The organism is Pseudomonas sp. Y3 TE3536, from assembly GCF_053629175.1.
Window position 1 is genome coordinate 2333325 of record NZ_JBRJHU010000001.1, and the last position, 13494, is coordinate 2346818.

At 62.8% G+C, this 13494-nt stretch carries 9 protein-coding genes; 5 read left to right on the forward strand and 4 right to left on the reverse strand.

Annotated features, from left to right (window positions below; all coding sequences use genetic code 11):
- Positions 1-23: 23 nt before the first annotated feature.
- The 3 genes from AB7M33_RS10590 to AB7M33_RS10600 all read left to right on the forward strand — a co-directional run bounded on the left by AB7M33_RS10590 (position 24) and on the right by AB7M33_RS10600 (position 3204).
- Complete coding sequence (locus AB7M33_RS10590; protein WP_454242821.1) at positions 24-1442, forward strand: FAD-dependent oxidoreductase; 1419 nt, start codon at positions 24-26, stop codon at positions 1440-1442.
- 235 nt (positions 1443-1677) lie between these two features.
- On the forward strand, positions 1678-2742 hold the full coding sequence (hemE, locus tag AB7M33_RS10595) for a uroporphyrinogen decarboxylase (RefSeq protein ID WP_027592362.1): 1065 nt from the start codon (positions 1678-1680) through the stop codon (positions 2740-2742).
- Positions 2743-2856: 114 nt separating this feature from the next.
- On the forward strand, positions 2857-3204 hold the full coding sequence (locus tag AB7M33_RS10600; RefSeq protein WP_099430675.1) for a YgiW/YdeI family stress tolerance OB fold protein: 348 nt from the start codon (positions 2857-2859) through the stop codon (positions 3202-3204).
- Between the two features lie 99 nt (positions 3205-3303).
- Here the strand turns inward: AB7M33_RS10600 and AB7M33_RS10605 are convergent, their stop codons facing one another.
- On the reverse strand, positions 3304-4491 hold the full coding sequence (locus tag AB7M33_RS10605; protein ID WP_238215769.1) for an MFS transporter: 1188 nt from the start codon (positions 4489-4491) through the stop codon (positions 3304-3306).
- Between the two features lie 165 nt (positions 4492-4656).
- Between AB7M33_RS10605 and AB7M33_RS10610 the strand changes: the two genes are divergently transcribed.
- Together AB7M33_RS10610 and AB7M33_RS10615 are read left to right on the forward strand one after the other, a co-directional pair.
- Positions 4657-5556, forward strand: a complete 900-nt coding sequence (locus AB7M33_RS10610) for a LysR family transcriptional regulator (RefSeq protein WP_186677123.1) — start codon at positions 4657-4659, stop codon at positions 5554-5556.
- Positions 5557-5666: 110 nt separating this feature from the next.
- The gene (locus AB7M33_RS10615; RefSeq protein WP_454242822.1) at positions 5667-6440 is read left to right on the forward strand and encodes a ParA family protein; all 774 of its coding nucleotides are present in this window, start codon (positions 5667-5669) and stop codon (positions 6438-6440) included.
- 110 nt (positions 6441-6550) lie between these two features.
- Here the strand turns inward: AB7M33_RS10615 and selO are convergent, their stop codons facing one another.
- From selO to AB7M33_RS10630, 3 genes are all read right to left on the reverse strand, one after another.
- Complete coding sequence (selO, locus tag AB7M33_RS10620; protein WP_454242823.1) at positions 6551-8011, reverse strand: protein adenylyltransferase SelO; 1461 nt, start codon at positions 8009-8011, stop codon at positions 6551-6553.
- Between the two features lie 180 nt (positions 8012-8191).
- Positions 8192-11509: a mechanosensitive channel MscK gene (gene mscK / locus AB7M33_RS10625; protein ID WP_186677130.1), complete on the reverse strand. Its 3318-nt coding sequence runs from the start codon at positions 11507-11509 to the stop codon at positions 8192-8194.
- Between the two features lie 36 nt (positions 11510-11545).
- On the reverse strand, positions 11546-13288 hold the full coding sequence (locus AB7M33_RS10630; RefSeq protein ID WP_027592369.1) for a potassium/proton antiporter: 1743 nt from the start codon (positions 13286-13288) through the stop codon (positions 11546-11548).
- Positions 13289-13494: the final 206 nt, after the last annotated feature.

The following is a 13494-nucleotide window of genomic DNA, read 5'->3' on the forward strand; positions in this document are numbered from 1 at the left end:
CTGCGGTAAAGAGGTTTTGAAAAATGGCTGAACGTCTGAGCAACGACTTCCAGTTCATCGAAGTGGGGCGTAAAGACCCAAAGAAAAAGCTGCTGCGCCAGCGCAAGAAAGAGTTCGTCGAGATCTACGAACCCTTCAAGCCGCAGCAGTCCGTGGAGCAGGCGCACCGTTGCCTGGGCTGCGGTAACCCGTATTGCGAATGGAAGTGCCCGGTGCACAACTTCATCCCCAACTGGTTGAAGCTGGTGTCCGAGGGCAACATCCTGGCAGCGGCAGAACTGTCGCACCAAACCAACACCCTGCCTGAAGTGTGCGGCCGTGTTTGTCCGCAGGACCGCCTGTGCGAGGGTGCCTGCACCCTGAACGACGGTTTTGGCGCGGTGACCATCGGCTCGGTGGAGAAGTACATCACCGACACCGCTTTCGCCATGGGCTGGCGCCCAGACATGTCCAAGGTCATGCCGACTGGCAAGCGTGTCGCCATCATCGGTGCCGGCCCGGCGGGCCTGGGCTGTGCCGACGTGCTGGTGCGCGCCGGCGTGACCCCGGTGGTGTTCGACAAGAACCCGGAAATCGGTGGCCTGCTGACCTTCGGTATCCCCGAGTTCAAGCTGGAAAAGACCGTGCTGAGCAACCGCCGCGAAGTCTTCACCGGCATGGGCATCGAGTTCCGCCTGAACACCGAGGTGGGCACCGACATCACCATGGAGCAGCTGCTGGCCGAGTACGACGCGGTGTTCATGGGCATGGGTACCTACACCTACATGAAGGGCGGCTTCCCGGGCGAGGACCTGCCGGGCGTGCATGACGCGCTGGACTTCCTGATCGCCAACGTCAACCGCAACCTGGGCTTCGAGAAGTCGCCGGAAGACTTCGTCGACATGCAGGGCAAGAAGGTCGTGGTGCTGGGCGGTGGTGACACCGCGATGGACTGCAACCGCACCTCGATCCGCCAGGGCGCCAAGTCGGTGACCTGTGCTTATCGTCGTGACGAGGCCAACATGCCGGGTTCGCGCAAAGAGGTGAAGAACGCCAAGGAAGAGGGCGTGAAGTTCCTCTACAACCGCCAGCCGATCGCCATTGTCGGTGAAGACAAGGTCGAAGGCGTGAAGGTGGTCGAGACCCGTCTCGGCGAGCCGGACGCCCGTGGCCGCCGCAGCCCTGAGCCGATCCCGGGTTCTGAAGAGATCCTGCCGGCCGATGCCGTGGTGATCGCCTTCGGTTTCCGCCCGAGCCCGGCGCCGTGGTTCGAGCAGCATGGTATCCAGATGGACAGCCAGGGCCGCGTGGTGGCACCGGAAAAAGGCAAGTTCAAGCACCAGACCAGCAACCCGAAAATCTTCGCCGGCGGCGACATGGTGCGCGGTTCGGATTTGGTGGTAACGGCCATTTTCGAAGGCCGCACGGCTGCTGAAGGTATCCTGGATTACCTGGAAGTCTGATTGAATGCTGGGGCCGCTTTGCGGCCCATCGCGGCACAAGGCCGCTCCCACAGGAGGAATGCATTTCCCTGTGGGAGCGGCCTTGTGCCGCGATGGGCTGCAAAGCAGCCCCTTTGGCGTTTTGTATACAAAATTGCTTGATCCAAGGCACCCAATAGACAAAACGCATGGCCTTGGCCGTGCCTTTTGTGCTGGCGTCTGAGAAAATGCCCGCACTTTTTTGCCGGATGCCGACATGACTGCCCTGAAGAACGATCGTTTCCTGCGTGCACTGCTCAAGCAACCCGTAGACGTCACCCCGGTCTGGATGATGCGCCAGGCTGGCCGTTACCTGCCGGAGTACCGCGCCAGCCGTGCCAAGGCCGGTGACTTCATGAGTCTGTGCATGAACCCGCAGTTCGCCTGCGAGGTCACCCTGCAGCCGCTGGACCGCTACCCACTGGACGCGGCGATCCTGTTCTCGGACATCCTCACCATCCCCGATGCCATGGGCCTTGGCCTGTACTTCGAAACCGGCGAAGGCCCGCGCTTCAAGAAAGTCATCAGCACCCCGGCCGACATCGAGGCACTGCCGATCCCTGATCCGCAAAAGGACCTGGGCTACGTGATGGACGCCGTCAGCACCATCCGTCGCGAGCTCAACGGCCGTGTCCCGCTGATCGGCTTCTCGGGCAGCCCATGGACCCTGGCCACTTACATGGTCGAAGGCGGTTCGTCCAAGGACTTCCGCAAGACCAAGGCCATGGCCTACGACAACCCGCAAGCCCTGCACCTGTTACTGGACAAGCTGGCCCAGTCGGTCACCAGCTACCTCAACGGCCAGATCCTGGCCGGTGCCCAGGCTGTGCAGATCTTCGACACCTGGGGCGGCAACCTGTCGGCGGCGGCCTACCAGGAGTTCTCCCTGGCCTACATGCGCAAGATCGTCAGCGGGCTGATCCGCGAGCACGACGGGCGCAAGGTGCCGGTCATTCTGTTCACCAAAAACGGCGGCATGTGGCTGGAAAGCATCGCCGAAGCCGGTGCCGATGCACTGGGCCTGGACTGGACCTGCGAGATCGGCGATGCCCGCCGCCGTGTCGGTGACAAAGTTGCGCTGCAAGGCAACATGGACCCAACCGTGCTGTACGCCAAGCCCGAAGCCATCCGCAAGGAAGTGGCGCGTATTCTGGCCAGCTATGGCAAGGGCACCGGCCATGTGTTCAACCTGGGCCACGGTATTACCCCGGAAGTCGACCCAGAGCACGCGGGTGCGTTCATCAACGCCGTGCACGAGTTGTCGGCGCAATACCACCAGTGATTTGATGCACTGCACAAAAAACCCGGCCTTGATGCCGGGTTTTTTGTATTAAGTTTGAATTCAGCGATCGTCGTTAATCTGGTCCCATCGAAACCGAAACAGGACCTGATCCCCATGAAAGCTCGTTACCTCGCCCTGATCCTCGCCCCTTTGTTCAGCACCGCTGCACTGGCCGCTGGTTATACCGGCCCAGGTGCCCAGTCGGTCACTACTGTCGCCGCCGCCAACGACGCAGCCGATGACACCCCGGTGGTGCTGCAGGGTTATGTGACCAAGAAGATCAACAACGACGACAAGTACGAATTCAAGGACAACACCGGCACCATCACCGTCGAGATCGACGATGAGGACCTGCCACCGACGCCGTTCAATGACAAGACCAAGGTCAAGCTGACCGGTGAGGTGGAGAAGCACCTGATGAGCCGGGAAGTGGATGTGGATATCGTCGAGATCATCAACTGATCCGAGGCCCCTTTCGCGGGTAAACCCGCTCCCACAGGATTGCACTACCCTTGAGGCCAGCGCCATACCTGTGGGAGCGGGTTTACCCGCGAATGGCCCTCAAGCCGTTTTCGGCTGAAGCTTGCTCAAGCGCAACGCCACCAGCAACGCCACGGCCAACAGGCTGCCGATGAACAGCCCGATGCCATTCCACCCCCATGCATGCCAGAACACCCCACCTGCCGTCCCGGCCACACTCGACCCCGCGTAATAGCAGAACAGGTACAGCGACGAAGCCTGCCCCTTGGCCTTCAACGCCCGCCGCCCGATCCAGCTGCTGGCCACCGAGTGGGCACCGAAGAAGCCAAAGGTGAACACCAGCATGCCGAGAATCACCATCAGCAGCGGGCTGGCCAAGGTCATCAGCAAGCCGCCCGCCATCACCACGATACTGACCCAGAACACCTTGCGCCGCCCCAGCTTGTCCGCCAGTGCGCCGACCTGTGCAGAGCTGTAGATACCCGACAGGTACACCACCGACAACAAGCCGACCAACGCCTGGTTCATGTGATAAGGCCCTGCCAGCAGGCGGTAGCCGATGTAGTTGAACAGCGTGACGAAGGCGCCCATCAGCAGGAATGCCTCGAGGAACAGCCAAGGCAGCCCGGCGTCCTTGAAGTGCATGACGAAGCCGTCCAGCAGGCTGCGTGGGTTCACGGCCTGCGGGCGGAAGTTGCGTGATTCGGGCAGGACCTTCCAGAACACCAGCGCCGCGACCAGTGCCAGGCCGCCGATGGTCAGCATCGCTGTGTGCCAGCTGACGAAGTCGATCAGTACCCCGGTGATGAGGCGCCCGCACATGCCGCCGATGGCATTGCCGCCGATATACAGGCCCATGGCCAGGCCGATGTGCTGCGGGTGGATTTCTTCGCTCAGGTAAGTCATGGCCACCGCCGCCAGGCCGCTCAACGACAGGCCGACCAGTGCACGTGTCGCCAATACCGCTTCCCAGGTCGGCATCACCGCGCTGGCCAAGGTCGACAGGGCCGCGCACACCAGCGCAAACACCATCACCGGCTTGCGCCCGATGCGGTCGGAGATCGGCCCGGTGATCAACAGGCCGAACGCCAGCATGGCAGTCGACACCGACAACACCAGGCTGCTCTGTGCCGCGTTGATGGAAAACTCCTGCGACAGCAGGGGCATCATCGGCTGCACGCAGTACAGCAGGGCGAAGGTGGCAAAGCCGCCGCTGAACAGGGCCAGCACGGTCTTCATGAAGGCGGGGGTGCCTTTCTCGATCCACATTTCGTTAAGGGGGGCAGGTTCTGGGTCGACGGGAAGGGGAGCTACAGCAGTTTTCACGGGCGGGTACCTCTGGCGCAATGAAAAAAGCATATAGCTGGCTAATGATTAGATCCAATATATTGTTCGACCTATTTAAGACGTTTAGCGACTTGTTTGGAGCCGATCATGGAACTGCGCCATCTGCGTTACTTCATTGCTGTGGCAGAAGAGTTGCACTTTGGCCGCGCGGCCCAGCAGTTGGGCATTTCGCAGCCCCCCTTGAGCCAACAAATCCAGGCGCTGGAGCAGGAGCTGGGTGCCCGTTTGTTCGACCGTACCAATCGTCGGGTCGAACTGAGCGAGGCGGGGCGGTTGTTCTTGGAAGAAGCACGCCAGGTGTTGGCACAGGTGGAAAAGGCAGCCGATGTGGCGCGCAGGGCGCAACTTGGCGAGCTCGGCGAGATGAAGATCGGCTTTACCTCGTCGGCGCCGTTCACCTCGAAAATCCCCAAGGCAATCCATGCCTTTCGTCAGCGCTTCCCGGCCGTGCACCTGAACCTCAAGGAGTTGAGCAGCCGTGATGTGGCTGAAGCGGTGTTTGACGAGTCCATCGAGGTGGGGCTGATGCGGCCCATGCCATTGCCGGAGGGGCTGGTGGCGACCGAGCTGTTTCGCGAGCCGCTGGTGGCCGTGATCAATGCCTCGCACCCCTTGGCCGTGGGCACCGAGCAAGGGGTGAGCATGGCCTCCCTGGCGCATGAGCCGTTCGTGTTCTTTCCGCGCAGCTATGGCAGTGGGCTGCATGCGCAATTGCTCAGCCTGGCGCGGCACGCCGGGTTCAGCCCGCATTTTGCCCAGGAGGCGGGGGAGGCGATGACCATCATCGGCCTGGTGTCTGCGGGGCTAGGGGTTTCGGTATTGCCGGCCTCGTTCCAGCGCATGCGCATCGAGGGTGTGGTGTACCGCACCTTGTTGGATGAAGGCGCGATGACCGCGGTGTGGCTGGTGCAGCGCGAACACGGCAGCTCAGCGATGGCCAAGGCGTTTGCCGAGCTGTTGACCGGGCAGGTCACGAAGCCTTCGTAGGCGCGCTCGGGCATCGCGATCAGTTCGCTATCATCACCCGACAATTGCCGCTGGCCTTAGCTGGCGAGCCACCACATACTCGGGCATTCGTTGATACACGGAGTTCTCTCATGCGGCGCGTGGTGTTCAATCAGAAAGGTGGTGTGGGCAAGTCGAGCATCGCTTGTAACCTGGCGGCGGTCAGTGCCAGCGAAGGTTACCGGACCTTGTTGATCGACCTGGATGCCCAGGCAAACTCGACTCAGTACCTCACCGGCCTGACGGGTGAAGATATCCCCATGGGGATCGCCGATTTCTTCAAGCAAAGCCTGTCCAGCGGGCCCTTCAGCAAGAAGAACAAGGTCGATATCTACGAAACGCCGTTCGACAACCTGCATGTGGTGACGGCCACCGCCGAGCTGGCTGACCTGCAGCCCAAGCTTGAGGCCAAGCACAAGATCAACAAGCTGCGTAAGTTGCTCGACGAGTTGGACGAGGATTACGAGCGGATCTACATCGACACGCCGCCAGCGCTGAATTTTTATGCGGTTTCTGCGCTTATCGCAGCCGATCGCGTGCTCATCCCCTTCGATTGCGACAGCTTCTCGCGCCAGGCCCTGTACGGCCTGCTGGCGGAAATCGAAGAGCTCAAAGATGACCACAATGAGGACCTGCTGGTCGAGGGCATCGTGGTCAACCAGTTCCAGTCCCGCGCCAGCCTGCCCCAGCAGATGCTCGACGAACTGCTGGCCGAAGGCCTGCCGGTGCTACCGGTTTACCTGGGCAGTTCGGTGAAGATGCGCGAGTCGCACCACGCCAGCTTGCCGCTGATTCACCTGGAACCACGGCACAAGTTGACCCAGCAGTTTGTGGAGTTGCATTCGTTGTTGGAAGAAAACGCTTAGGGGTTCAAGGGTAGGGCGTGAGCGTTGTGGTGGGGCAGAGACCGAGCGCCGCCCGCGCGGCGCTCGGTCTTACAGGCACAGAAAATCTCAAGGCAAACACCTTCCAGGCATCACGATGAACAGCTGATTTCCAGGTGCTTGCCCCACTCCGGCGGCCGCTGGGCGTATGCCTGCATCCCGGCCTGCTCCTCGAACGGCCGGCTCAGCACCTGGTGCAGCCGGCGCACTTCACTGTAATCCCCGGCCTCGGCCGCTTCGATGGCCTTCTGCGCCAGGTAGTTGCGCAGCACGTACAGCGGGTTCACCGCATGCATGCGTTCACGCCGCCCTTCGCCGTTGCCGGCCTCACGCGCGCAGCGGGCAAGGTAGTCTGTGCCCCAGGCATCGAATGCCAGCAGGTCGATGAAGTCGTCGCGGACGACATTCAGCGCTTCGGCGACCGGTTGTTCACCCAGCTTGCGGAAGAACAGGGTGTAGTCCACGCCGCCCTTTTGCATGCATTGCAGCAGGCGCTCGACCAGGGCGAGGTCTTCATCCTCGGCGGTCGTTAGGCCCAGGCGCCTGCGCATGAGGTCCAGGTAATGCGCCTGGTACAACGGCAAGAACAGCCCCAGCGCCTCTTTGAGCGGTTCCACTTCGATCACCGTGGTCAGCGCCTGGGCCAGCGCACTGAGGTTCCAGTGGGCGATAGGCACTTGGTTGCTGTAGCTGTAGCGGCCACGGTCGTCGGAGTGGTTGCAGATGAAGTTGGCGTCGAAGTCGTCGAGGAAGGCAAAAGGGCCGAAATCGAAGGTGATGCCGAGGATCGACATGTTGTCGGTGTTCATCACCCCGTGGCAGAAACCATAGGCTTGCCAACGGGCAATCAGCTCGGCGTTGCGCTCGACGATCGTACGGAACATGGCCAGATAGGGCTGCTCGGCCTCGCGGCACTCGGGGTAGTGCTGTTCCAGCACATGGTCGATCAGCACGCGCTGTTGCTCGGGCTGGCGGGTGTAGTAGAAGTACTCGAAATGGCCGAAGCGCACATGGCTCTGTGCCAGGCGCGTGAGCATGGCCGCGCTTTCACGGCTTTCACGCCAAACCGCGGTGCTCGAACCGATCACGCACAGCGCCCGGCTGGTCGGGATGCCCAGGGCGTGCAGGGCTTCGGAGGCGAGAAACTCGCGGATCGACGAGCGCAGCACGGCTCGGCCGTCGCCCATGCGCGAATACGGGGTCTGGCCAGCGCCTTTGAGGTGCAGGTCCCAATGTTCGCCTGCGTCGTTCAGCACTTCGGCCAGCAACAGGCCACGGCCGTCCCCCAGGCGCGGGTTGTACGAGCCGAACTGGTGGCCGGAGTAGACCATCGCGCGCGGGTCGGCCTCTTCCCAGAGCTTGTGGCCGCTGAACAACTCGGCGAACACCGGCAAGTCGGCTTGCGCGGGGTCAAGGTCGAGCAGGGCCATGGCCGACTCGCTTGCCACCACCAGGCGCGGGTCTGCGATAGGTTCGGGCAGGACCTGGGTGGAGAACGCATCGCCCAGGCGGGCGAAGCGGTTGTCGAAGCTGAGTTGGTCGAGGGCTTTCACGGGTTGCTCCTGGAAATCGGTGCCAAGGGGGCCGCTTCGCGGCCCATCGCAGGCAAGCCAGCTCCTACCGGATCAGCGCTGAGCTTTGGGCTAGCGCAGCCCCTGTAGGAGCTGGCTTGCCTGCGATCGAGGGCGCAGCCCTCGCAAGGATTCAGAACAGAATACGGTATTCGAGCCCCTTTATACCGCTTCAGTGCCATCCGATTTCGGCTGCTCCAGTGGAATCAACTGCTGCTTGCCACCCTTCTGATCCATCAAGAACACCTCGACCTGGCGTACCGAGATCTTGATGTTATGCGCCTTGAACTCGCGGTTGATGTAGCGGTTGATCTCGTCCAGCGTCGGGTTACGGTCGCCCAAGTCACGCACGTGCATGCGCAGTTCGTGATCCAGCGAGCTTTCGCCGAAGTTGAGGAAGTACACGATCGGCTCCGGGTCCTTGAGCACCCGCGGGTTCTCATGGGCACCCTTGAGCAGCAGGTCGCGCACCAGGTCCAGGTCGGAGCCGTAGTCGATGCCCAGCTTCAAGGTCACCCGGGTGACCGTGTCGGTCAGCGACCAGTTGATCAACTGGCCGGTGATGAAGGTCTTGTTGGGGACGATGATGTCCTTGCGGTCGAAGTCGGTGATGGTGGTGGCGCGGATGCGGATCTTGCTCACCGTGCCGGACAGGTTGCCGATGGTGATGGTGTCGCCGATGCGCACCGGGCGCTCGAACAGGATCATGATGCCGGAGATGAAGTTGGCGAAAATCTCCTGCATGCCGAAACCCAGGCCAACCGACAAGGCCGCTACCAGCCACTGCAGCTTGTCCCAGCTCACCCCGAGGGTCGACAGGGTACTGACGATGCCGATACCGACGATGGTGTACGAGAGCAGCGTGGTGGTGGCGTAGGCGCTGCCCTGGGCCAGGTTCAGGCGTGACAGCACCAGCACCTCGAGCAAACCCGGCAAGTTGCCGGCCAGGGCGAAGGTGATGCCGACGATCACCAGCGCGCCGAGCAGGTCGCCCAGGCTGATGGGCACCATGCTGGCGGCGGTGCCGGTGCCACTGGTGTATTCGTACAGGGTGAAGTTGTTGAGGTAGGCGAACACCGAGATCAGGTCCGACCACACCCAGTACAGGCCGGCAATGAAACCACCCAGCAAGGCCAGGCGGATCAGGCGCAGCGACTGTTGGTTGACCTGCTCGATGTCCAGCGTCGGCTCTTCGGTGATGACTTCGCCATCCAGCCCTTCTTTGGCCGCTGCACGTTTGCTCAGGGCGCGCTGGTAGGCCAGGCGCCGTGCTGCCACCGACAGGCCCCGCACGAATGCCGCTTCGATCACCAGCCAGAACAGCAGCAGGTACAGGGTGTAGATCAGCCGGTCGGTCAGCTTCAGCGCGGTGTAGTAGTAACCGAAGCACACCGCCACGAACAAGGCGATCGGCAGGGCGGTGAACGCCACGCCGACGGCCTTGCGGAACAGCGACGTGTCGCGGTGCGCCGGGCTGCTCAGCAGCAGGCGGCTGAGCAGCCAGGCCATCAGCGCGTAGCAGGTCAGCACCACGCCGATGCCGAGTACATCATCGGCCAGTGCCGAAGGCTGGTGCTCGGCAACCGCCACCACGCCGACCAGTGCCAGCACCACGGTACCCAGCCTGCGCACCCAGCCCCGGAGGAATTCGACCTGCGGCTTGTGCCAACGGAAGTGCACTTCTGCCACGCCGCCAGGGGCGAGGATGCGGTAGGCGGTGTAGAACACCAGCCAGGCCTGGGCCAACTGCCACAGCGCCGCGCCGAGGTTGGCGTTTTGCCCGCGGGCGTCGATCTGCAGGGCATAGCTGCACAGGGCCAGGCCCAGGCTTACCGGCATCGCCAACAGAATGTTGATCAGGATGGCCTGGGGCGTGTGCCACTGGCTGTCCCGGCGGAAGTGGCCGATGTCCTGGTGGACCTTGCTCAAGCGCAGGTAGAGGTATTTGCGCCGCCACAACAGGGCGCCAATCACCAGTAGTAGCGGCAAGAACAGCAGCGGGCGCTGGCTCAAGCCATCGGCCAGCTCCTTGAGGCCTGAGCCCCAGGGCAGGTCGGCGACCTGGCTGGCAAAGCGCTCCGGCACATAGCGCAGCCAGTCCCAGTCCAGCGGCTTGTTGCTGGGGATCCAGAACATCTGCTCGTCGAGGGTGGTGCGCAGGCCTTGGGCCGTGCCCAGCAGCTGCTTCTGGTTGAGCTGCAAGGTGATCGATTCGTTGAGCAGCGCCGACAGTTCGCGGTTCAGGCGCTCCAGCAGGTCGGTGCGGGTGATCGCCACTTCCAGCAGGGCCTTGCGCAGTTGCGGCGTGACGTCTTCCGGCGGCTGGTTGGCCAGCAGCTTGTCGACATAGGTGACCGGGCTGCTCATCTGCTCGCGCTGCTGGTTGATTTCGAACTGGTAAAGGCGGGTGTCGGCGATCTGGTCGGCGAGGTCGCGGTCGACCTTCAGGTGCGGCAGGGTCTGCTTCTGCTTGTAGAGGATCTTGGACAGCAGCAGGCTGCCCTTGAGCACGTTGATCTGCTCGTCCAGGGCCTGGTCGGCCTGGGTCAGGCTGTCGAGCTGCTGTTTGGTGCGCAGGTTCTGCTGGGTCAGCTCGTTGAGGCGGTCGGTGCTTTTGAGCAAGTAGTCGGACAGCTTGAGGTTGATCGTGCTTTCAGTGGCCAACAGGCTGCTGCCGCCGGCCTTCTGGGCTTCGATCGACTGCTGGGTGACCGCTTCCTGGGATTGGGCCAGGCGCTTGTCGTTGATCAGCGTCTGCAGGTCCTGGATTTCTTGCTCCAGGCGTGCGGCGCGCTCGATCAGCAAGTCGTGGCGGGCATTGCCAAGGTCTTGCAGCAGGCTGTTGCCGGCCAGCTCCTGGCGGCGCAGCAGGGTCAGCGCGTTGAGCGAAGCGAGCTCGGCACTGAGCTGGTTGCGCTGGTCGGCGTTGAGCGCCTTGCCGTTGTCCTTGCCAGATTTGAGGGCATTGTTGATTTGCTGGGAGCGGGCCTGGCTGTTGCTGATCTCGGCCTGGGCGCGCTCTGGGCGGGTCTGGGAATTGATGATCAGGCTGTTGGCTTCGGACAGCGCCTTTTGCAGCTCGCCTTGCAGGGTGCTGCGCTCGCTGAGCAGTTGCTCCAGCTGGGGCACCGAGAGGGTGGCATAGCGCTGGGCGACAGGCTGCGGCTTGCTTTCCTTGAGCCGGGCCAATTCTTTTTGGCTGTCGCTGGTTTCTTTCGGTGCGCCGGCCAGCTGTTGCTTCAGCGCGGCCAACTTGCGCTCGTTGTCTTCCTTGGTGGCCAGCAGGCTCAGGGTTTGTTCGAGCACCTGCTGCAGGGCCTTCTGATCGGCCTCGGGCAGCTTGCGCTCGGCGATCTTGTCGAGGCTGTGCTGGATGCTGGCGGTGGTCGGCGCTTCGGCCGCGGCGTTCGCGGTGGCCGCGAACGAGAGGGACAAGCACAGCCCGAACAGGGCTGTGCGAAGGTACACGCGCAGGGACATAGGCAGACTACATTGTGGATCAGGCAGAAACGGAGTTTAGAGGAACAATCCTGGTCCGGGTCGCGTTCCTTCGGGGAATCTGACGCCCACTTTCTGGACATTGTTCCCGTCCATGGTCGCCACGGTCCAGATCGTGCCATGCCATTCGACCTGGTCGCCTACTACTGGAGCGCCTCCGACCTTCTGTCGGATGAACTGCGCCAGCGGCATTTTCGCGTCCAGGCCGTCGAGTTTCAGGCCATAAAGCGCGGCCACGGCGCCCAGTTCGGCATCGCCTTCGAGCACGAAGTCGCCGAAGAAACGCAGGTCCAGGCCGCGTTGCGGCGCCTGGCTGAACAGCTTGCCCAGCGCGGGCAGGTTATGTTCGTGGCCGATCACGCAGAGCATGTCGCCCACCTCAAGCACCGTACTGCCCGACGGGTGCAGCAGTTGTTCGCCACGGAACAGTGCGGCAATCCGCGTGCCTTCGGGCATCTTCAGCTCGCGCAGGGCCGCGCCGATGCACCATTTTTCGGCGCCCAGGCGGTAGACGAACAGCTCCCACTCGCTGGTGATGTGCACTTCCAGCGCCGAGCGGGAGATCGGCGCTGGGTCTGGCGGTACCGTGACCTTCAGCAGCTTGGCCATCCACGGCAGGCTGGTGCCCTGCACCAGCAGCGACACCAGCACGATGAAGAACGCCAGGTTGAAGAACAGCTGCGCATCCGGCAGCCCGGCCATCAGCGGGAACACCGCCAGAATGATCGGTACCGCCCCGCGCAGGCCGACCCAGGAAATAAAGCCCTTCTCGCGGCCATGGAAGGCCTTGAACGGCAGCAGCGCGGCGACCACCGACAGCGGCCGTGCAATGAGGATCATCCACAGTGCCAGGCCCAGGGCCGGCAGGGCGATCGGCAGCAGGTCATGCGGCGTGACCAACAGGCCCAGCACCAGGAACATGCCGATCTGCGCCAGCCAGGCCATGCCGTCGAGCATGTGCAGGATGCCGTGGCGGCTGCGGATCGGCTTGTTGCCTAATACCAGGCCGCACAGGTACACGGCGAGGAAGCCGCTGCCATGCAGGGCGTTGGTCAGCGAAAACACCACCAGCCCGCCCGCCACCACCAGGATCGGGTACAGGCCACCGGCCAGGTTGATGCGGTTGACCAGCTGCAGCATCAGCCAGCCGCCGCCCAGGCCCAGCAGGCCACCGATGCCGAACTCGCGCAGCAGGTGGGTCAGCAGGCTCCAGTGCAGGCCGGTCTGGCCGCTGGCGATCATGTCGATCAGGGTGACGGTGAGGAACACTGCCATCGGGTCGTTGCTGCCCGACTCGATCTCAAGCGTAGCGGTGACCCGCTCGTTCAGGCCCTTGCCGCCCAGCAGCGAGAACACCGCCGCGGCGTCGGTGGAGCCGACGATGGCGCCGATCAGCAGGCCCTGGATCAGGCTCAAGTTGAACAGCCACGCTGCTACCAGGCCGGTGAGGGCGGTGGTGATCATCACCCCGACCGTGGCCAGCGACAACGCCGGCCACAACGCCACGCGGAAGCTGGCCACGCGGGTGCGCAGGCCGCCGTCGAGGAGGATCACCGCCAGTGCCAGGTTGCCCACCAGGTAGGCGGTCGGGTAGTTGTTGAAGATGATGCCGCCACCGTCCACGCCGGCGACCATGCCGACGGCGAGAATGATGACCAGAATAGGGATGCCCAGGCGTGAGGACAGCGAACTGACCAGGATACTTGCACCCACCAGCAATGCGCCGATCAGAAACAGGCTGTTGATGGTGCTGGCATCCAAAGGCAGGTACTCCGGGATATCGCGGGAAGGGGGCTTGACTGGCAAGTCGCGTGCCAACTGATTCTAACCTGATGAATTGGCAGCATGTAAAGCGTTTCTGCAGATGAAAAAAAGGCACCGCGAGGGGTGCCTTCTTTTGTGTTGCCTGGGCGGGCCCTTTCGCGGGTAAACCCGCTCCCACAGGTACTGCACAGTTTTCAAGAACT

Bases quoted from the DNA above. Each gene is read 5' to 3' on its own strand.
- AB7M33_RS10590 (WP_454242821.1), top strand. From the start codon at position 24: ATGGCTGAACGTCTGAGCAACGACTTCCAGTTCATCGAAGTGGGGCGT.
- hemE (WP_027592362.1), top strand. From the start codon at position 1,678: ATGACTGCCCTGAAGAACGATCGTTTCCTGCGTGCACTGCTCAAGCAA.
- AB7M33_RS10600 (WP_099430675.1), top strand. From the start codon at position 2,857: ATGAAAGCTCGTTACCTCGCCCTGATCCTCGCCCCTTTGTTCAGCACC.
- AB7M33_RS10605 (WP_238215769.1), bottom strand. From the start codon at position 4,491: ATGTGGATCGAGAAAGGCACCCCCGCCTTCATGAAGACCGTGCTGGCC.
- AB7M33_RS10610 (WP_186677123.1), top strand. From the start codon at position 4,657: ATGGAACTGCGCCATCTGCGTTACTTCATTGCTGTGGCAGAAGAGTTG.
- AB7M33_RS10615 (WP_454242822.1), top strand. From the start codon at position 5,667: ATGCGGCGCGTGGTGTTCAATCAGAAAGGTGGTGTGGGCAAGTCGAGC.
- mscK (WP_186677130.1), bottom strand. From the start codon at position 11,509: ATGTCCCTGCGCGTGTACCTTCGCACAGCCCTGTTCGGGCTGTGCTTG.